Consider the following 18,048-nt stretch of genomic DNA (forward strand, 5'->3'; position numbering starts at 1 on the left):
GAGCCTCACCCGGAGGTGCAGCGCGCGCCATCCGCCGGCCGGCGCAAAGCGAGATAGACGGTGCTCCACAATTGCGCGGCGTTGGATTCGTCGACGTCCGCGCCCGCCGCGCCGAACGGCACGACCTGATAGCGCCCCCCGGCATAGCGCCACGACCAGAGCTCCGAACTCTGCACCGCGCGCGTCGCCTCGATCCCGTCCCACAGGCACGCCTGCGCCTGCGCCAGCGCCGCGCGCGTCGGCGCCGACAGGTCGCGCCGGTCGAGCTGGCGGGCGAGGCCGGCGGCGACCAGCGCCTGCTGCCAGCTCCACACGACGGTGCCGTGATAGGCGTTGGCCGAGAAGCGCCGCTGGATCGCCGCGCCGGCGAAGGCGGGGTTGGCGACGAGCATCCCCGCGCCGGTGCGCAGCCCGGCGGGGAAGGGGCGGGCGAAGGTCGCCGCCATCACCTGCAACGCCGCTTCGGCCGGCCGGTCGAACAGCAAGGCGAAGCCGGGGTCGCTGTTCTGCACCGGGATCGGCCGGCCGGCGGCATCGAGCGCGATCGCCGGGAAGCGCAGCCCGGTGGCGGGGATCGCCTGCACCGCCGGCGCATCGGGCACGCCGATCGCGCGGGCATAATCCGTCACCTGCCGACGGGCGGTGTCCGCGGGCAGCGTCACGTCGAACAGCGACGGCGCCTGCGCGCGCCACGCCGCGGCGATCCGCGCGGCCTGGGCGAAGGGTGCGGCGTCGCCCGCGGCGAGATAGGGTCGCAGCAGCCCGCTCGCCTGCAACGCCACCGCCGCGTCGAGCGCCGCGGGGACGAGCACCGCATTGACGTCATAGGGAATGCGCCCGCCGGCGAGCCCGTCGTTGCTGTCGCGCCATTCGCCGGCGTCCATCCCCGGCTTGAGCGCGATCAGCCGCGCAGGCGCCGGATCGCGCGCGAAGGGTGCCGCCTTGGCGAGGACGAAGCGCAGGTTGCGGACCAGCCGCGCCCCCGCCGTCTCGCCGTCGACGCGCTGCGCCAGATAGGCCGCCGCCCGCGTGCGCCCGCGCGGATCGTCGAGCAGCCAGGCACGGGCGACCGGCGCCAGCATATAGTCGCTGTCGACCATGTTGTAATTGTGCACCGGCGCAGCGGAGGAACTGCCGTCGCTCTTGCGGTGATCGAGGATCGCGAATTCGCCGATATCCTCCTCATGCGCCACCTCGCCCTCGCGCGAGAGGCGGGCGAGCACCGAGGTCAGCCCGGTCTCGACCGCCTGCGGTTGCAGCGCCGGCATCAGCAGCCGCACCGACATCAGGGTGTCGCGCCCGAAATAGGTGTCGAAGCGCCACGAGCCGGCGAGGAACTTCTCGCGATAGCTGAGGAAGGTCAGCGCGTTGCGTGCGCCCGCGTCGGGCTGCGCATGCGCATTGAGCAGATCGTCGCCGCCCCGCGGGGTGAGCGGCGTCTCGCCGGTCAGCGCGGTGACGGCGAGGCGGATGACGCCGTCCGCGCCCGCGAGGATCGCGCCATCGGCGATGCGCCCGCCGACGACGGTCATCGCAAGATCATAGCCCGCCGCGCCGTCGAGCCGGTCGCGCGACCAGCGGATGGCGTTGCCGGTGGTGGTGGCGGTGGTCAGCACCTCGGCCGGCGCCTTGCCGAGCGCCTGATAGTCGCGGATCACGCGGATGCTCGACAGCACCGCCTGCTGCGGCACCAGCCTGGCGGCGGGGATCGCGACGGTGAAGCGCACGCCGTGCAGCGGGCGGCCGCGCGCGTCCGCCTGCGTCACCGGCTGCGGCTGCCCGGCGAGCGTCCATTGCGGCGCGCCGGCGAGCGGCGCGAACCAGAGCGCGACGCCGCTATTGCCCGCCGGGAAGGCGACGAGCAGCCGCGGCACCTTCCCCGATCGCAGCACGACATGCGCCGCGACCGGCCCCGATCGCACGAAACTGTTGAGGTTGAGCCCCTCGCGCACGCCATACTGATGCACCGGCGTCGCGCCGGTCAGCGCCACCGCCGCGGCGGCGACGAGCGGCGCGCGCCGCACCGTCGCCAGCCACCGCGCACCTGTCCGCGCGCTCACAGCTTGAGCGTCGCGCTCATCAGCGCATTGCGACCGACGATCGCGCGGCCGTAGAAATAGCCGTCGGTGATCGTCTGCGTCTGCCCCTGGCGCGGATTGCCCTCGGTGAAGCCCTTGGCGTTGGTCAGGTTGTCGACGCTGACCGTCAGGTTGAGGCGCGGACTGACGTCGACGCTCGCGCCGACGGTGAAGACGCTGTACGCCGGCAGCGCGATGCCGTTGCCGCTGTCGGCGAAGATCTTGCCGACATATTTCCAGCGGCCGTAGATCTCGCCGAGCCCGCCCGGCAGGATGAACGACGGCGTCACCGTCAGCAGCTTCTTGGGCGTGCGTTCGGGGGTATTGCCCTCATATTGCGTCTGCGCGACCCCGTCGAAGCGCAGGTTGCTGAGCTTGGGGTCCTGATAGACGCCCTGCGCATCGATGCTGAAGAAGCTGACCGGGCGCAGCGTCGCATCGACCTGCACGCCGTTGGTGAAATTGTCGGCGAGCGCGTTGCTCGCCACCGCCGGATTGTCGGGGTTGATGAACTGATAGGATTGATCGCGGAATTCGGTGCGGAAGCCGATCACCGAGGCGTTGAACATCCGCGACTTGAACCGCACGCCGCCTTCGTAGAGCGTCAGGCCGGTCGGTTTGTGCGTGCCGCCGGTATCGCCCCCGTTGGTCTGAAAGCCGTGCGCGCCGCGGACGTAGAGCGCGATATGATCGGTCAGCTCGTAATTGATGCCGCCGGTATAGGCCCAGTCGGAATAATTGGCGCTCTGCCGCGTATAGGTGCCGTCGAAGGTGCTGCCGACATTGTCGTAGAGACCGGGCGTGCCGGCGGGGACGAGCGCGTTGGTCGTGGCGGTGTTGCCGATCGCGACGCGGACGTGCTGATGCTCGTAGCGCGCGCCGAAGTCGATGTGCAGCCGGTCGCCGATGGTCAGTTCGTCGTTGAAATAGCCCGACAGCGATGTCACCTCGTCGTTGAACAGGCCCTGGCCCCAATTGCCGTAATTGACCAGGCCGTTGTTGGTCAGCGCGCCGAGCACGCCGCCCGAGGCATCGAGCGCGACCATGTCATAGACGTTGGAATCGTTGCGCACGTCGTTGAGCACGGTGGCGACCGCCGACTGGTCGTTGCGCCGGCGAACGTTGTAGACCATGCCGCCGACGGTCAGCGAGTTCTGGAAGCCGCCGCTGCCCGCATCCCATTTCGCGCCGAAGTCGCTGCCGAAGTCCTTGGTGGTCAGCGTCTGGTGGTTGAGCACCGTCTGCTGGAGCAGGCCGTTGCCGTTGAGCGCGTTGAGCGTCGCGGTGTCGGACGCGGCGATCACCTGCCCGGTGCGGATGTTGCGCAGGCCATATTGCGCGACCGTCGGGAAGCGGATCTGCGCGACCTGGAAATAGGTGAGCGTCGTGCCGTTGAGCGGGGTCAGCCCGGCGAGCGGCGAATTGGCCGGCGTCAGGTAATTGAGCGCGGAGGTCAGCCCCGCGGTGCCCGATCCGCTGCCCGGGAAGATGCCGTTGAAATCGTACGATCCGTCGAGATAGCGCGCGCGCCCGAACAGCCGCACGCTCGAGCTGACCGGCAGCTCGACGTCAACCCGATAGGTGGTCGACTTGACGTGGACGCCGTCCGCCGAGCTGAACCGGCGCAGCGACTGGCCGGTCGCCGGCGCGTCGGGGACGAGGAACTGGGTGAAGCCGCGCCCGCCGACATCGTCGCGCTTGAGGTCGAGGCCGGGGACGCTGCTGATCGTGCCGTCGCTGGCGACGCGGAACGGCATGTCGGCATAATAAGGGAAATGCTTGTCGCCGTGCTTGACCGTCAGGCGGAACAGGCCGCCGCTGTCGAACTTCTTCTCCAGCATCGCCTTGACGTCATAGGCGTTGAAGGTGAACGGCGTGCGCCGGACGCCCTTCTGCGAGGTGATATAGCCGCCGACGTTGAACGCCCAGCCGTCGGCGATCGGCGCGGAGAAATAGCCGTCGGCGCGCAGGTCGCCATAGCTCGCGCCGGTATAGCGGACCATCGCGGTCGCCTTGTCGTGGTCGGGCTTCATGGAGATGAAGTTGATCGTCGCGCCCGCGCCGTTCGGCGCCAGCACGCCCGAGGTGCCGCCCTCGACCGCTTCCAGCCGGTTGATCGTGATGTCGTTCTGGAAATAGAAATCGGCGCCGCTGCCGCCGTAGAGGATCGGCATGCCGTCCTCCTCCAGCGTGATGAACTGCTGGCTGCCGCCGCGCAGGCCGCGGACCGAATAATTGTTCGAGATCGGCCCGGCGGTGCCCTCGACGAACACGCCCGGCACCAGCTCGAGCGTCTCGGCGGTCGAGCGCGGCGCCTTGCGCAGCAGGTCCGCGGCGCTCGCCAGCGTGACGTTGGACGAGGAATTGAACAAGGTGCGCCGGTCCGAGGTGTTGCCGGTGACGATGATGTCGTTCTGCGGGCTGTCGGCCGCCGCATTGGTGTCGGCGGGGTCCGTCTGCGGCGTGGCGTCGGTCGCGGTCGCCGGCGCCGTGTCCTGCTGCGGCGCATAGGCGATGGTGTGCGCCACGCCCGGCCTGCTCGCGGCGATCACCGCGGTGCGCCCGTCGAACGACACCAGCCGCAGCCGCGTCGTGCCGATCAGCCGGCGCAGCCCGTCCTCGATCGGGAGCTGTCCCTTGACCGCGGCGACGGTCTCGCCGCGGGTGACGTCGCTCGGCGCGAGGATCTGGATGCCCGCCTGTTGCGCGAAGCGGACGAGGCCGGTCGCGGCCGGCTGGCGCGGCACGTTGAAGCTCCGCACGCCGGTCTGCGCCGCGGCGGCGGGCGTCGCAAACCCGGCGGCGATCGCGACGACCGATACGAGCGGCAGACTCAAAAACTGGCTGTTGCGCATCACACACCCCTCCTGAACGTTTTTTCGATGCGCTTCATCCGGCGCTGATCGTAGGATGGGCCGGCGCGCGATTTCCGTCAGGTCCGATGCGGTTTTTTTCAGGGAACGATGCGCGTCACTTCCGTCCCGTCGGGCGCGTGGTGCCGCTCGACCCGGCCGCCGACCATCGCCGCGCTCGCCGTCGCGAAGCCGTCGACGTCATAGGTGCGGAACCAGCCGACGACGCGCCGCCCGGCGAGCGGCGGCGCGACCTCCAGCCGGTCGCTGTTGTAGCGGTTGAACTCGGCCGCGGCGGCGCCGAGCGTCATGTCGTCGAGCACGATGCGCCCCTCGCGCCATGCCAGTTGCTGGTCCGACGCCTGCGGCGACAGCGGCCGCACCTGCGGCGCCTCGCCGGCGTTGAGCACCGCATAGCGGCCGGCGGGGACGGTGATCGCCGCATCGGGGCTGGCGACCGACCAGATCCGGACGACGCCCTTGGTGACGACGACGCGCGCCGCATCGCCCTGGCGGCGGACGTCGAAGGCGGTGCCGACCGCCTGGACGCGCACCGGCCCGCTCGCCACCACGAACGGCCGCGCCGGATTGTGCGCGACCTGGAACCACGCCTCGCCGCGGCGCACCTCGACATCGCGGCGACCGGGGGTGAAGGCGACGCGCAGGCTCGTGCCGCTGTTGACCAGCGCGACCGAACCATCGGCGAGCGGCATCCGTCGCACCTCGCCGACGCCGGTGTCGATCCGCGCGACCGGCGCCGGCCACAGCGCGACGGCGAGGCCGGCGACCAGCGCCGTTCCGGCCGCCGCCCCGGCGAACCGCCACCGGCGCGCGGGGGGGGCGGTCGCCGCCTCCGCCGGGTTCGCGCCGGACAGAGCACGGCCGCGGTCGAGCAGGCTCAGCGTCGCCTGTGCGCGCAGCAGCGCGCCGCGATGGCGGCGATCCTCGGCGAGCCACAGCGGCAGCGCGGCGGCCTCCGCCGCATCGAGCCCGCGGTCGATCGCGGCCGCCCAGCGACAGGCGATATCGTCGATCATCGCCAGCCCCCCGCATCGCGCCGCGCCCGCCGCGCCACGCCGCGCGGCCGGCGGATCGGCAGTTCGGCCTTCTCCTCGTCGGTCAATTGGTCGAGAATGCGGCGCAACCCGCGCGCGATGTCATTCTCGACGACCGTCTCGGACACGCGCAGCTGCGTCGCGATGTCGCGCTGCGCGATGCCGTCGATCTTGCGCAGCCGGAAGATCTGGCGCGCGCGTTCGGGCAGGGCATCGATCAGCCGCTCGATCCGCGCCAGCATATGGCGGTCGGCGACAATCTCCTCGGGCGAGCATGCCGTCTCGGGCGCGGATTCGAGGTCGGCGAGGCCGCTCGCCGCCTCGATCCGCACCACCCGGTCGCGGCGGATCTGTTCGAGCACGACGTTGCGCGCGGTGCGGAAGAAATAGCTGCGCGGATCGCTGATATGGTCGAAGGCGTCGAGCCCGGCGAGCCGGCAATAGGTCTCCTGCACGACATCGTCGATATCGGCGGCGGGAAAGGCCGCGCGCAGCCACACCCGCACCTGCCGCTCGTGCGGCAGGACGTGACGGCCGACCCAGGCAATCAGCTGATCCGAATGCACGCTTTGTCCCCTCGCATCCCAGGATGCAGCAGCGCAAGATTTCCGTCGCCGCGGCACCCTTTTGTCGGGCCACGTCGGCGCCGGTGCGGGTCGGACGGCAAGTGGCGCGGCCGGGCGAGGGCGCGGGAAGGGGCGCGGGGGAGGGCGGGGGGAGGGGCCTAGGCCCGCGCCATGCCCTCGATCTGGCGCAGCAGCCGGTGCGGATCGAAGGGCTTGGGCAGGAAGGTGGTGCGCGCCGGCAGTTCGCTCTGCGGGATCGGCGCATTGCCCGACACGACGAACAGGACGGTCGGCGGGAAGCGTTCACGCACGTAATGGGCGAGCTTCACGCCATCCATCGATCCGGGCATCTGCACGTCGGTCAGCACGACGCGGATCTCCTTGTGGGAATCGAGGATGGCGATCGCCGCCTCGGCATGGTCCGCCTCGAACACCCGCCATCCGGCGAGCGTGAAGAAATCGACGAGGTCGAAGCGGACCAACGCCTCATCCTCGACGATCAGGATCGTCCTGCTGCCGATCGGTCTGCTCTGACCCACGTTCAATTCCCGGTCACGATGGCGGCATCGCCGAGCCGCGCTGCCAGTTCGAACACCAAACCGTCCGGCCGATAGTCGGTTGCGGCCTTGCCGCTGAAATAGCTGCGCAGCGAGCGTTCGATCAGCACCGAGCCGAAGCCCTTGCGCAGCGGCGGCGTCACCGGCGGTCCCCCCGCCTCGCGCCAGCAGACCGACAGGGTGGCATCGTCGCCCTCTCCGTCGATCGACCAGGTGAGCGCGACATGGCCGGTGTCGTTCGACAGCGCGCCATATTTGGCGGCATTGGTCGCCAGCTCGTGCAGCGCGAGCGCGAAGGCGACGGTCAGTTCGGGCTTGAGCGTCACCGCCGGGCCGGACAGCCGGATGCGCTCGCCGATCCGGCCGTGGGGGGAGAGGGCGCGGGTCGCCAGTTCGCACAGATCGGCCGAGCGCCACGAGCGGCCGGTCAGCACGTCGGTGGCGGCGCCGAGCGCGACGAGCCGCGCCGACAGGCTGCGGCTCGCCGCCTCCGCCTCGGGAATGCCGCGCAACGTCTGCGCGGCGACCGACTGGACGACCGCCAGCACGTTCTTGAGCCGGTGCGCCAGCTCGTCGTTCATCAGCCGCATGTCGTCTTCGGCGCGGCGCCGGTCGCGGAAGTCGCGCGTCACCGTGGCATAGCCGATCAGCGCGCCGCTCGCGTCGGTGATCGGGAAGACCGAATAGAGGACAGGGATCAGTTCGCCGGTGCCGAAATGCCGGAAATCGAGCGCGCCGGCCCAATGACCGTCGCGCGCCACCGCCGGCAGCACCGTGCGCGTCACCGTCCCGACCTGGTCGGGCGGGAAGAAGTCGGCGATCGTCAGCGGCGCGAGGTCGGCGCCGTCGAGACCGACGAGCCGCCGCGCCGCATCGTTGAGATAGAAGACGCTGCCGTCGGTCCGCGCCATGCCGATGAAGTCGGTGCTGTTCTCCGCCAGCCGGACGAAGCGGTCGCGGTCCTCCTCGCTGGCGCGCAAATTGGTGATGTCGCGCGAGACGGCGAGGATGCGATCGGGACGGCCGTCGGGCCCGGCGATCGGGCTGACCGCGACATGCCACCATCGCGGCGTGCCGCGATAGGTGTTGGCCTTGCCGACGAAGCTGCGTGCCGCGCCGCGCCGCGCCGCCTCGATCGCCGCCTCGGCCTCGGCCCGGCCGTCGCCTTGCCAGAAATCCGGCCAGGGACAGCCGGCGACCGCGTTGAAGTCGCCGACCTCCATCACGCGCTGCCCGCCGTCGCTCATGAAGGTCAGCCGGCCGTCGAGGTCGAGCACCGTGATACAGTCGGTCGAGCTCGCCAGCACGCCGGACAGGAAGGCCTGCCGCTCGACCGCCCGCCGCTCGCTTTCGACCAGCTCGGCATTGAGCCGCCGTGCGCGCCGCAGCGACCCGCGCAGCTCGGCGGTGAGGATGACGAGGCCGATCATCACGAGGAGGAACAGGCCGGCCGCGATCCATTGCTGGCGCGGCACCCAGGTGGGATGCGCGAACGTGCCGAGCGAGGCGATGCCGGTGGCGGTCGACAGGCCGGCGGCGAACAGCCCCGGCCCCTTGCCCGTGATCAGCGCGATGGCGATCGTCGCCGGGATGAACAGCAGCCACGGCAGCGTGTCCGGCACGAACAGCACGCGCCCCCCGCCCACCGCGAGGATGACCAGCGTCGCGAGCAGATATTGCGTCGTTCGCGACAGTTGCAGGCCGAGCGACCAGGCGACGATGCGGTCGAACACGCTGACAGGCTGGGAACGGATCATCCGGGCGTCCAAGAGCGGACAGGCCCCCTGGCACATCCTCCTGTGCCGCTTAGCAAATCCCGGCGCGATCGGGAATAAGGCCGGTGCGGGTCGGCGCACCGCCGGCGGTGATCGCGGCGCGCAGCCCGGCTGCATCGTGCAACCCGCTTCGCCCGGATGCGCGGCGATAGCCGGTCCCGTCAGGCCTCCTCGTTCGCCACCCGCTCGATCTCGACCGCGGAGAGGCGTGCGCCGGTCGACAGTTCGGCGAAGAAGCCGTCGCGTGCCTCGGCCGGCTGGTCGCGCAGGTAGCGGGCGCAGTCGCGGACGGTGCCGTCGAGTTCCTGCCGGTGCTGCGCCGTGCCGTCGTCTCCGTCGGGAAGGCGGCGATACAGCGTCGCTTTGTCGTTCAGCAATCCGGGCATGCGTCTCACTCCGTTCTACCGGCGCCCAACGGGCGACGGCCGCTGACGGGTCCCGGACCGGCGACTCAGCCGCGGCGCGTCTGGGCGATGCGGCGCATCTTCCACACTTCGGCGGCGATCACCGTCAGATTGGCGGCGATGAAACCCGACATGGCGATATAGATCGGCATCGTAACTCTCCGTTCACCCGAATGGCCGGTGGCGATGGACAGATCCGTGCAGCCGCAAAGGTTTACGCCGGGTGAGCGGCAGGCGATCGGGCCTCGTCCTGCGGCGAGCGGTGCTTTGCGCGCGATGATCGGCCACAGTCGCGGGCGCGGCTGTGCCACGGTGACGCAGGTCGAGGATCGGCCCGGCTTGCCAGCCGGCGGCGCGCCGACCACACAGGCGTCGGTCACTACGGACCGGCGCTCCGCCCCCGCTCCCGCGGGCCGGGGGCGGGGCGCCAAGGCGTTATCCTTCCCTTAACCATATGCGGCTAGGGTCGTCGGCGAGGCAATTCGGCCCCGGCGCCCCGCCTGCTTCTGTGTCACTACGGACGGCGGGGCGTCTTCATTCCGGCACCACCCAGTTCAACTCGTCCGCCGCGGCCTCGGCGGTCTTGCCGAGATGCCGGACGAAATTCTGGAAGATCGGCACGGTGAAGGTGACCAGCACCGGGTCCGCCTCGGGTTCGTTGAAGGTCAGCACGACGAAGCGCGTGCCCGTCTCGTCGACCATCAGGCCCGCTTCGATCGCGCCCGGGCCGCTGGGGGTGATGACGATCTCAGCCATGGTGTCTCTCCGCTCTCTGCTCGACGTGCCGGCCGTTCGCCATGATGATGTCCTTGTCCTGTGGTCGTCCGAGCCCCTTTCGCGGGCCGGCGCGTTGGCCTGTAGCGTCTGTGCGGGGATAAGGAGAACGGCAATGCGATTTGTGCAGATGGAGATGCTGCCGGCGGGCAAGGCTCTGGTCGATATCGACAAGCTGACCCATGCGGTGCCCGAGGGCGCGGGTTCGCGCCTGTTCCTCGGCGCGCAGCATCTCGACGTGCCGCATACGCTCGATGAGCTGGAGAATGTGCTCGCCGGCCGCGATCGCCACGACGCGGGCGAGAGCAGCACCGCCGGCTTCGGCCGCCGCTGAGACCGCCGGCGCGCGGCGGTCGTCACGCACCCCATTCGGGGCCGTCCTCGTCCGGATAGAAAGCGTGCGGGTCATAGGGTTCGGATCGACGCGGCGGGCGCGCCGGCCGGGGCGGCGTCGCCGGCCGCTGCGATGGCGGCGGCAGCGTCGGCGCGCCACCGCCGAAGCGCAGCCGGATGAACGCCGCCCCGCCGTCCAGCCCCTGGAAGATCGCCTCCGCCGCCTCGCCGCGCGCGAGTCGCGCGCCGATATAGGGCGCGCGTTCGGCGTTGAGATAGCCGAGCTGAACGCCGCGCGGGCTGACCACCGCGATGGCATTGGCGTCATGGGGGTTCTTCGGCTCGGGCCGCAGCGCGACCGGCTCGCCGGGGAGCGTCATCATCGCCTCGGAGCGGCGGTTGCCGCCGTCCGCATTGGGAAAGTCGATGCCGACGACGGCAAGCGTGAGTTCCTGCATGGCTATGGCGTAGCGCGGCGGCCCGGACCGGCCAACCTTCCCGGAGGCGGGCGGCGCGCGATTCGATGCTGGCGAGACCAACCCTGCGCAATGACAGGCGATATGACGCGGCCTATAGCGGTGTCGGGAGCGGTAACAGCCGCAGCCCGGCCGCGACGGCACGGGTGACGAGCAGGGAGAGGGTGATGATCCGGACACTGGCGCTGATCGGACTGCTGACCGCGACATCGGCCGCCGCGCCGCCCGCGGCGGAGGAGCGGCCGGCGATCACCGGCGTGTCGCACCTCGCCGTCTATGCGACCGATGCGGCGAAGACCCGCGACTTCTACACGCGGGTGCTCGGCGCGCGCGAGGGCCGCGACCTCGAGGATCCGGCGGGGACGCGCTATTATTTCGGTGCGCGCCAGTTCGTCGAGGTGCTGCCGCTGCCGCCCGGCCACGGGCCGAGCAGGCTCGCGCACGTCGCTTATGCGACCGCGGATGCGGCGGGATTGCGGGCCTGGCTCGCCCGCCACGGCAAGACCGACTTGTCGCCGGTCCAGCGCGGCGCGAACGGCGACCGCTGGTTCGCGACCCACGATCCCGAGGGCAATGAGATCCAGTTCGTCCAGGCGGCGGCCACCGACAATGCCGCCGTCCCGGGCGCGATCAGCGGCCGGATCATCCATGTCGGCTATGCCGTGCACGACCGGGCACGGCAGGACGACCTCTACCGCCGGCTGCTCGGTTTCCGCCCCTATTGGTTCGGCGCCTTCGATGCGAGCAAGGTCGACTGGATCTCGCAGCAGACGCCGGACGGGCGCGACTGGCTCGAATATATGATGGTCGGGCCCGGCTCCGACGTGCCGCTCGCCAAGGTCGATGCCAATCAGCTCGGCGTGCTCAACCATCTGTCGCTCGGCGTGCGCAACATGCAGGCGGCGGTGACGACGCTCTATCGCGAGAACCGGCTCAGCCCCCGCCACGACGGCCCGCAGATGGGGCTGGACGGCAAGTGGCAGGCGAATTTCTACGATCCCGACGGGACGCGGATCGAGCTGATGGAATTCGGCCCGGTGATGACACCGTGCTGCTCCGCCTTCACCGCCGACAGCCCGACCGGCTGACACGCGACGGGCCGCGCCGGCCCGGCGCGGCTCACACGATCGTGTTGCGGCGGATCACTTCCTTGTACCAGGCCGCGCTCAGCTTGGGCGTCCGCCGCTGCGTCTTGAAGTCGACGTAATGGATGCCGAAGCGTTTGCCATAGCCGTCCGCCCATTCGAAATTGTCCATCAGGCTCCACAGGAAATAGCCCTTGAGCGGATAGCCTTCGGCGACGGCGCGGCGGAACTGGCCGAGATAGTTGCGCAGATACATGATCCGGTCGACGTCATCGACCCGCCCGCCGGTGACCGGATCGTCGGCCGACGCGCCATTCTCCGACACGTACAGCGTCTTCGGCCGCCACAAGTCGCTGACCAGCCGCACGCCCCAATAGGCGACCTCCGGCGCGACGACGAGCCAGGGCGAGGCCATGCGCGGTGACGAGGCGATGTGCGGGATGACCGCATAGCCTTTCGCGCTGTCGTCGGCGCGCACCCATTCGGGCGTATAGATGTTGAGCGCGACGAAATCGAGCGGGCTGCCGATCGCCGCCATGTCGCCCGCCTGCACCTTGGGCGCCGCGGCGCCCTGTTCGGCGAGATAGCTGTCGAGATAGCGGCCTTCCATGATCGCGGTCAGGAACATCGCATTGCGTTCGCGGGTCGCGCGCTTGGCGGCGGCGATATGCTCGGCCGTCTCGATCGCCGGGATGTGCAGCGCGATATTGTCGGCGATGCCGACGCGGGTGCCGGCGCGCGCCTGCGCGCGGATCGCCTGCACGCCGAGGCCGTGCGCCAGCACGCCGTGATGGCGCACCTGGTTCACCCCCGCCGGCGGCAGCTGCAGCCCCGGCGCGTGGATGCCGCGCAAATGGCCGAGATCGGTGAAGCAGGCGAGTTCGTTGACCGTCATGACGTCCTGCACGCGGTCGGACAGCGTCTTGGCCATGAAGCCGGCATAATCGGCGAAGGCGTATGCGGTGTCGCGATTCTGCCAGCCGCCGGGCAGGGCCGCCGGCAGATCCCAGTGGAACATCGTCACATAGGGCCGGATGCCGGCGGCGAGCAGGCCGTCGATCATGCGGTTGTAATAATCCACGCCCTTGGCGTTCGGCGTGCCGCGCCCGTCGGGGAAGATCCGCGACCAGGCGATCGACAGCCGGTAGCTGTTGACGCCCAGCCCCTTGAGCAGCGCGATATCGTCCCGGTAGCGGTGATAGCTGTCGCAGGCGACGTCGCCGGTATCGTTGTTGGCGACCTTGCCCGGCGTATGCGAGAAGACGTCCCAATTGGTCTGGCCGCGGCCGTCCTCGCGCACCGCGCCCTCGATCTGATAGGCGGCGGTCGCACAGCCCCAGCGGAAATCGCGCGGGAAGGAGAGATCGACCGGATCGGCCGCGGCGCGCTGCGTCAGTGCCAGCCCGGCGCCCGCGGTCAGTCCGCTTCGTAGCATGTCGCGGCGGTTCATCGGCTCTCTCTCCCTCGTCCCGCTCGTCGGCGGCACGCTCAGTTCGATACCCTTTGTCCGACGTTGTCAACCGTGTCGCGGCGGTTGCGGCGGCCTGCGCAGTGGACCGCCGCGATGACGCCCCGTACACCGGCGCATGGTCCAGGCTCCGCACCGCACCACGATCGTCGACGTCGCCCGCCACGCCGGCGTGTCGACCAAGACGGTGTCGCGCGTGCTCAACGGCCAGCCGCACGTCACGGAGGATATCATCCGCCGGGTCAGGGAGGCCGCCGCGGCGGTCGATTACCATCCCAACATGCTCGCGCGCGCGCTGGTCCAGCGCCGCTCGCACCTGATCGGGCTGGTCTATGAAAACCCCTCGCCCAGCTATGTCGTCGACCTGCAGAAGGGCGTGCTCGAACGGCTGCGCGACGACCATTACCGGCTCGTCGTCATCCCGATCGCGTCGATTTCGGAGCATGAGGCGGACGTCATCGGCCTGTTGCGCTCGGCAGCGCTCGACGGCGTGGTGCTCGCGCCGCCCGCGTCGGACAGCGCGCGGATCATGGCCGATCTGACCGCGGCGAGCATCCGCTTCGCGCGCATCGCCCCGACCCGCCTGATCGAGGCTGGACCGAGCAACCTCATCGACGACGTCAGCGCCGCGCGCGAGATCGCCGCGCATGTCATCGGCCTCGGCCATCGCGACATCGCGATCATCACCGGCGATCCCACCCACGCCTCGGCCGAGGCGCGGATGCAGGGGTTCGCCAAGGCCTTCGCCGCGGCGGGGATCACGGTGGCGCCGGATCGCGTCGCGACCGGCCTCTACACCTACGACAGCGGCCATGCCGCGGCGCGCACCCTGCTCGCCCGCGCCGAGCGGCCGACCGCGATCCTCGCGCAGAACGACGACATGGCGGTCGGCGCGCTGATCGCCGCGCTGGAGATGGGGCTGAGCGTGCCGGGCGACCTGTCGATCACCGGCTTCGACGATTCGGAGGTCGCGCGGATCGCCTGGCCGGCGATCACCACCGTCCGCCAGCCGGTGTTCGATATGGCGGTCGCCGCGGCCGACATGGTCGTCGCCCAGCTCAAGGGCGAACCGTCCGTGCCCTGCCGCCGCCACCGCCACGAGCTGATCGTCCGCGGATCGACCGGGCCGGCGCCGCGATAGGGGGGGCGACCCCCGTCACCCCGCGCGCCACGTCACCGGGATGCGCAGGAAGGTGACGCCGTTCGCCTCCGCTTGATGGACATGGCCCGCGCGGATGTTGACCTGGATCGAGGGCAGCAGCAGCTTGGGCACGGCGAGCCCGGCGTCGCGCCGCTCGCGCATCGCGACGAACGCGTCCTCGCTCACGCCGTCATGGACGTGGACGCTCGAGCGGCGCTGCTCGGCCACCGTCGTCTCCCAGCGATAGTCGTCGCGGCCCGGCGCCTTGTAATCGTGGCACAGGAACAGCCGCGTCGCGTCGGGCAGCGCCAGCAGCCGGCGGATCGAGCGGTAGAGCGTGCGCGCATCCCCGCCGGGGAAGTCGGCGCGGGCGGTGCCATAGTCGGGCATGAACAGCGTGTCGCCGACGAACGCCGCATCGCCGATCCGATAGGCCACGTCGGCCGGGGTATGGCCGGGGACGTGCAGCACCTCGACCGCCAGCGTGCCGATCGCGAACCGCTCGCCGTCCTCGAACAACCGGTCGAAGTCCGAACCGTCGGGGGTCAGATCGTCCATCGCGAACATCGGGCGGAAGATCGTCTGCACGGCGCGGATATGCGCGCCGATCCCGATCCAGGCGCCGGTCTGCGCCGTGACGAAGGGCGCGGCCGACAGGTGATCGGCATGCGCATGCGTCTCCAGCACCATCGCGATCCGCCAGTCGTGCGCGCGGGCGAAGGCGACGATCCGTTCGGCCGAGCGCGTGTCGGCGATGCCGCTCGCCGGATCGAAGTCGAGCACCGGATCGATCACCGCCGCGATGCGCGTCGCCGGATCGCCGACGAGATAGCTGATCGTGTTGGTCGGCGCGTCGAAGAATGCCTCGATGAAGGGCTGGGTCATGATGGGCTCCTTACCCCCCTTGCTCATATATTAGCATATGCTACATAAGCAACACCTAATGGAGTGGCGACGATGCTCGAGCCGATGGATCTGGCGACCTTCGAGGCGAAGGCCGGACAGGTCGCGGACACGCTGAAGGCGATCGGCAATGCGCGCCGGCTGATGCTGCTGTGCAAGCTCGTCGAACATGGCGAGATGACGGTCGGCGATCTGGCGCAGGAGGTCGGCCTGTCGCAATCGGCCTGTTCGCAGCATCTGGCGAGGATGCGCGACGAAGGTCTGGTCACCTTCCGGCGCGAGAGCCAGACGCTGTGGTATGCGATCGCCGACGCCCGCATCGAAACGCTGCTCGCCACCCTCTACCAGCTCTATTGCAAGGAGTGACGCGATGACGCCTGCGACGCTTTCCCCCGCCGACACCCGCGCCGCGATCGACGCCGGCGCGCGGCTGATCGACATCCGCGGGGCCGACGAACATGCGCGAGAGCATATCCCCGGTGCGGTGAACGTGCCGCTCGACCGGATCGGCGATCTGCCGCGGGACGGCCGTCCGGTGATCTTCCATTGCCGGTCGGGGATGCGCACCGCCGCGCATGCGGCGGCGCTCGGCGCGGCGGCGGGCGACGCCCCGGCCTATATCCTCGGCGGCGGCATCGCGGCGTGGCGGCAGGCCGGACAGCCGATCGTCGCCGATCGATCGCAGCCGCTGGAGATCATGCGGCAGGTGCAGATCACCGCCGGTGCGCTGGTGCTCGCCGGCGTGCTGCTCGGCGCGTTCGTCGCCCCCGGCTTCTTCGCGCTGGCGGGGTTCGTCGGCGCGGGGCTGATGGTCGCCGGCGTCACGGGATGGTGCGGCATGGCCAGCGTGCTGCGCGTCATGCCGTGGAACCGGCGCGCGGCGGCCTGAGGCGGGCATGGCCAGCGCCGCCATCCTCGCCGCGCTCGCATCGGGAGGCGTGATCGGGCTGATCCTCGGCCTGGTCGGCGGCGGCGGATCGATCCTCGCGGTGCCGCTGCTCATCTATGGCGTCGGGATCGGCTCGTCGCATGCGGCGATCGGGACGGCGGCGGTCGCCGTCACGGTCAATGCGCTCGCCAGCCTGATCGGCCATGCCCGCGCTCGCCGCGTCAAGTGGCGCTGTGCCGGCGTGTTCGCGGCGTCGGGGATGATCGGCGCGGCGCTGGGCGCCGAGCTCGGCAAGGCGTTCGACGGCCAGCGGCTGCTCGTCCTGTTCGGGCTGCTGATGATCGGCGTCGGCCTGTCGATGCTGCGCCCGCGCCGGACCGCGGATGCGCCCGACGTGCGGCTGACCCGCCGCAGCGCGGCGACGTTGCTGCCGCGTCTCGTGCCGATCGGGCTGGGCGTCGGGCTGGCTGCCGGCTTCTTCGGGATCGGCGGCGGGTTCCTGATCGTGCCGGGGCTGGTCCTCGCGACCGCGATGCCGCTGTCCGTCGCGATCGGCACGTCGCTGGTCGTGGTCAGCGCGCTCGGGCTGACCACCGCCGCCTCCTACGCCCTGTCGGGGCTGGTCGACTGGGGCGTGACGGCGCTGCTCGTCGCGGGCGGCGGCGCCGGGACGATCGCCGGCATCGCGCTCGGCCGCCAGCTCGGCGCCCGCAAGGGACTGCTCGAACGCGGCTTTGCCGCCGTGGTGATCGCGATCGGAGTCTATGTCACGGCGACGGCGGTCTAGGGTTGCCGGGTCGCGGCCATCCGCCGGAGCGCAGCCCTATTTCAGCTGCAGGAACAAGGTCAGCGCGTTGCGTTCGGCGTCGGCGAAGCGGTCGTAGATGGCGCGGGCGACCGCGGCGATGCCGGGCTGGCGATCGCGGCCGCCGCGCGCGAAGACCGCGACCGCGAGCCGGCGGCCGTCGGGCATGGTGATGAAGCCGACGTCGTTGGTGACGCCGTCGAGCGTGCCCGTCTTGTCCTCCACCCGCGTGCCCGCCGGCAGCAGCGCGCGGATGCGGCGGGTGCCGGTCGCGCAGCGGCTCATCAGCCCGAACAGCAGGCCGCGGCTTTCGGCGGAGAGCAGCGGGCCGTTGAGCTTGTCGAGCAGCGCGACCATCGCATTGGGCGTCGCCACATCCTTGCTGTCGAAGACATGGCCGGGTTCGCGGAGCAATTGCGCGATCGTCCGGTCGACGCGGATGCCCGCGATGCCGTTGGTCGCGAGCCATTGCTGCACCGCGACCGGGCCGCCGACCGCGGCGAGCAGCTGGTCGGCGGCATGATTGTCGCTGCGCACGATCATCAGCTCCATCAGCTGCGCGGCGGAGCGGCCGGCGACGACGTCGGTCAGGCGGCGCCGGCCGCGATCGACGTCGGTCAGATAGGCGCCGGCGATCGCGAGCTTGACCGTGCTCGCCATCGGATAGGCGATGTCGCCGTTGATCGACACGGTCGATCCGTCGCGCAGGTCGAGCGCGGCGATGCCGTAATCCCCCGGCCAGGCCGCCACCAGCGCGCTGAGCGTCCGTTCGAGCCCGATCAGCGCGGGCGAACTCGCCTGCGCCGGGGCGGGCAGCAGCAGACCGGCGGCGAGACAGCAGGCGAGCAGGCGGGGCAGCGGGAGCAGACGCATCGATGACTTTCGCG

General features: G+C 70.6%; 19 protein-coding genes. 6 read left to right on the forward strand and 13 right to left on the reverse strand.

The window, feature by feature from the left end; genetic code table 11:
- Positions 1 to 5: 5 nt before the first annotated feature.
- The 9 genes from PBN85_RS17400 to PBN85_RS17440 form a co-directional block, all read right to left on the reverse strand.
- Positions 6 to 2,060, reverse strand: coding sequence for a hypothetical protein (locus tag PBN85_RS17400; RefSeq protein ID WP_443026792.1), 2,055 nt, complete (start codon positions 2,058 to 2,060; stop codon positions 6 to 8).
- On the reverse strand, positions 2,057 to 4,915 hold the full coding sequence (locus tag PBN85_RS17405; RefSeq protein ID WP_271301031.1) for a TonB-dependent receptor domain-containing protein: 2,859 nt from the start codon (positions 4,913 to 4,915) through the stop codon (positions 2,057 to 2,059). Before PBN85_RS17405 ends, PBN85_RS17400 begins: the two co-directional genes overlap by 4 nt.
- A gap of 116 nt (positions 4,916 to 5,031) precedes the next feature.
- Positions 5,032 to 5,967: a FecR family protein gene (locus tag PBN85_RS17410; RefSeq protein WP_037533817.1), complete on the reverse strand. Its 936-nt coding sequence runs from the start codon at positions 5,965 to 5,967 to the stop codon at positions 5,032 to 5,034.
- The gene (locus PBN85_RS17415; RefSeq protein WP_271301032.1) at positions 5,964 to 6,551 is read right to left on the reverse strand and encodes an RNA polymerase sigma factor; all 588 of its coding nucleotides are present in this window, start codon (positions 6,549 to 6,551) and stop codon (positions 5,964 to 5,966) included. The genes PBN85_RS17410 and PBN85_RS17415 overlap by 4 nt, the downstream gene beginning before the upstream one ends.
- Before the next feature lie 158 nt (positions 6,552 to 6,709).
- Positions 6,710 to 7,090 (reverse strand): response regulator, encoded by a 381-nt coding sequence (locus PBN85_RS17420; RefSeq protein ID WP_271301033.1) that lies wholly within the window; start codon positions 7,088 to 7,090, stop codon positions 6,710 to 6,712.
- A 2-nt stretch (positions 7,091 to 7,092) separates the two neighbouring features.
- A complete protein-coding gene (locus PBN85_RS17425; protein ID WP_271301034.1) occupies positions 7,093 to 8,865 on the reverse strand; it encodes a PAS domain-containing protein in 1,773 nt (590 codons plus the stop codon).
- 179 nt (positions 8,866 to 9,044) lie between these two features.
- Positions 9,045 to 9,269: a hypothetical protein gene (locus PBN85_RS17430; RefSeq protein WP_037535791.1), complete on the reverse strand. Its 225-nt coding sequence runs from the start codon at positions 9,267 to 9,269 to the stop codon at positions 9,045 to 9,047.
- A 65-nt stretch (positions 9,270 to 9,334) separates the two neighbouring features.
- The gene (locus PBN85_RS17435; protein ID WP_271301035.1) at positions 9,335 to 9,667 is read right to left on the reverse strand and encodes a hypothetical protein; all 333 of its coding nucleotides are present in this window, start codon (positions 9,665 to 9,667) and stop codon (positions 9,335 to 9,337) included.
- Between the two features lie 154 nt (positions 9,668 to 9,821).
- Positions 9,822 to 10,043 (reverse strand): hypothetical protein, encoded by a 222-nt coding sequence (locus PBN85_RS17440; protein ID WP_037535793.1) that lies wholly within the window; start codon positions 10,041 to 10,043, stop codon positions 9,822 to 9,824.
- A 133-nt stretch (positions 10,044 to 10,176) separates the two neighbouring features.
- On the opposite strand from PBN85_RS17440, the gene PBN85_RS17445 reads away from it, so the two are divergent.
- On the forward strand, positions 10,177 to 10,395 hold the full coding sequence (locus PBN85_RS17445; RefSeq protein WP_152542386.1) for a hypothetical protein: 219 nt from the start codon (positions 10,177 to 10,179) through the stop codon (positions 10,393 to 10,395).
- Positions 10,396 to 10,417: 22 nt separating this feature from the next.
- Here PBN85_RS17445 and PBN85_RS17450 read toward each other — a convergent pair whose 3' ends face one another.
- Positions 10,418 to 10,852, reverse strand: a complete 435-nt coding sequence (locus tag PBN85_RS17450) for an HIRAN domain-containing protein (protein ID WP_271301036.1) — start codon at positions 10,850 to 10,852, stop codon at positions 10,418 to 10,420.
- A gap of 185 nt (positions 10,853 to 11,037) precedes the next feature.
- On the opposite strand from PBN85_RS17450, the gene PBN85_RS17455 reads away from it, so the two are divergent.
- Positions 11,038 to 11,958 (forward strand): VOC family protein, encoded by a 921-nt coding sequence (locus tag PBN85_RS17455; protein ID WP_271301037.1) that lies wholly within the window; start codon positions 11,038 to 11,040, stop codon positions 11,956 to 11,958.
- Positions 11,959 to 11,989: 31 nt separating this feature from the next.
- Here the strand turns inward: PBN85_RS17455 and PBN85_RS17460 are convergent, their stop codons facing one another.
- On the reverse strand, positions 11,990 to 13,405 hold the full coding sequence (locus tag PBN85_RS17460) for a GH1 family beta-glucosidase (protein WP_271301038.1): 1,416 nt from the start codon (positions 13,403 to 13,405) through the stop codon (positions 11,990 to 11,992).
- A gap of 136 nt (positions 13,406 to 13,541) precedes the next feature.
- Between PBN85_RS17460 and PBN85_RS17465 the strand changes: the two genes are divergently transcribed.
- Positions 13,542 to 14,564, forward strand: coding sequence for a LacI family DNA-binding transcriptional regulator (locus PBN85_RS17465; protein WP_271301039.1), 1,023 nt, complete (start codon positions 13,542 to 13,544; stop codon positions 14,562 to 14,564).
- Positions 14,565 to 14,579: 15 nt separating this feature from the next.
- On the opposite strand, the gene PBN85_RS17470 is transcribed toward PBN85_RS17465, so the two are convergent.
- On the reverse strand, positions 14,580 to 15,449 hold the full coding sequence (locus tag PBN85_RS17470; protein WP_271301040.1) for an MBL fold metallo-hydrolase: 870 nt from the start codon (positions 15,447 to 15,449) through the stop codon (positions 14,580 to 14,582).
- Between the two features lie 72 nt (positions 15,450 to 15,521).
- On the opposite strand from PBN85_RS17470, the gene PBN85_RS17475 reads away from it, so the two are divergent.
- The 3 genes from PBN85_RS17475 to PBN85_RS17485 are packed head-to-tail and all read left to right on the forward strand — an operon-like array spanning position 15,522 to position 17,143.
- Positions 15,522 to 15,833: an ArsR/SmtB family transcription factor gene (locus tag PBN85_RS17475; protein WP_271301041.1), complete on the forward strand. Its 312-nt coding sequence runs from the start codon at positions 15,522 to 15,524 to the stop codon at positions 15,831 to 15,833.
- Positions 15,834 to 15,837: 4 nt separating this feature from the next.
- The gene (locus tag PBN85_RS17480) at positions 15,838 to 16,356 is read left to right on the forward strand and encodes a rhodanese family protein (protein WP_271301042.1); all 519 of its coding nucleotides are present in this window, start codon (positions 15,838 to 15,840) and stop codon (positions 16,354 to 16,356) included.
- Positions 16,357 to 16,363: 7 nt separating this feature from the next.
- Positions 16,364 to 17,143 carry a sulfite exporter TauE/SafE family protein gene (locus tag PBN85_RS17485; protein ID WP_271301043.1) on the forward strand — a complete coding sequence of 260 codons (780 nt, stop codon included), beginning with the start codon at positions 16,364 to 16,366 and terminating at the stop codon, positions 17,141 to 17,143.
- A 36-nt stretch (positions 17,144 to 17,179) separates the two neighbouring features.
- Here the strand turns inward: PBN85_RS17485 and PBN85_RS17490 are convergent, their stop codons facing one another.
- Complete coding sequence (locus tag PBN85_RS17490) at positions 17,180 to 18,034, reverse strand: serine hydrolase (protein WP_081793131.1); 855 nt, start codon at positions 18,032 to 18,034, stop codon at positions 17,180 to 17,182.
- Between the last annotated feature and the right edge of the window lie 14 nt (positions 18,035 to 18,048).

Origin of the sequence: Sphingomonas sp. CV7422, from assembly GCF_027945725.1 — a bacterium.
GTDB classification, from domain to species: domain Bacteria; phylum Pseudomonadota; class Alphaproteobacteria; order Sphingomonadales; family Sphingomonadaceae; genus Sphingomonas; species Sphingomonas kyungheensis.

What these genes read in the sequence shown, in the direction of transcription:
- PBN85_RS17410 (WP_037533817.1), bottom strand. Translation starts at nt 5,967, where the DNA reads ATGATCGACGATATCGCCTGTCGCTGGGCGGCCGCGATCGACCGCGGG.
- PBN85_RS17425 (WP_271301034.1), bottom strand. Translation starts at nt 8,865, where the DNA reads ATGATCCGTTCCCAGCCTGTCAGCGTGTTCGACCGCATCGTCGCCTGG.
- PBN85_RS17430 (WP_037535791.1), bottom strand. Translation starts at nt 9,269, where the DNA reads ATGCCCGGATTGCTGAACGACAAAGCGACGCTGTATCGCCGCCTTCCC.
- PBN85_RS17440 (WP_037535793.1), bottom strand. Translation starts at nt 10,043, where the DNA reads ATGGCTGAGATCGTCATCACCCCCAGCGGCCCGGGCGCGATCGAAGCG.
- PBN85_RS17445 (WP_152542386.1), top strand. Translation starts at nt 10,177, where the DNA reads ATGCGATTTGTGCAGATGGAGATGCTGCCGGCGGGCAAGGCTCTGGTC.
- PBN85_RS17450 (WP_271301036.1), bottom strand. Translation starts at nt 10,852, where the DNA reads ATGCAGGAACTCACGCTTGCCGTCGTCGGCATCGACTTTCCCAATGCG.
- PBN85_RS17455 (WP_271301037.1), top strand. Translation starts at nt 11,038, where the DNA reads ATGATCCGGACACTGGCGCTGATCGGACTGCTGACCGCGACATCGGCC.
- PBN85_RS17460 (WP_271301038.1), bottom strand. Translation starts at nt 13,405, where the DNA reads ATGAACCGCCGCGACATGCTACGAAGCGGACTGACCGCGGGCGCCGGG.
- PBN85_RS17465 (WP_271301039.1), top strand. Translation starts at nt 13,542, where the DNA reads ATGGTCCAGGCTCCGCACCGCACCACGATCGTCGACGTCGCCCGCCAC.
- PBN85_RS17470 (WP_271301040.1), bottom strand. Translation starts at nt 15,449, where the DNA reads ATGACCCAGCCCTTCATCGAGGCATTCTTCGACGCGCCGACCAACACG.
- PBN85_RS17475 (WP_271301041.1), top strand. Translation starts at nt 15,522, where the DNA reads ATGCTCGAGCCGATGGATCTGGCGACCTTCGAGGCGAAGGCCGGACAG.
- PBN85_RS17480 (WP_271301042.1), top strand. Translation starts at nt 15,838, where the DNA reads ATGACGCCTGCGACGCTTTCCCCCGCCGACACCCGCGCCGCGATCGAC.
- PBN85_RS17485 (WP_271301043.1), top strand. Translation starts at nt 16,364, where the DNA reads ATGGCCAGCGCCGCCATCCTCGCCGCGCTCGCATCGGGAGGCGTGATC.
- PBN85_RS17490 (WP_081793131.1), bottom strand. Translation starts at nt 18,034, where the DNA reads ATGCGTCTGCTCCCGCTGCCCCGCCTGCTCGCCTGCTGTCTCGCCGCC.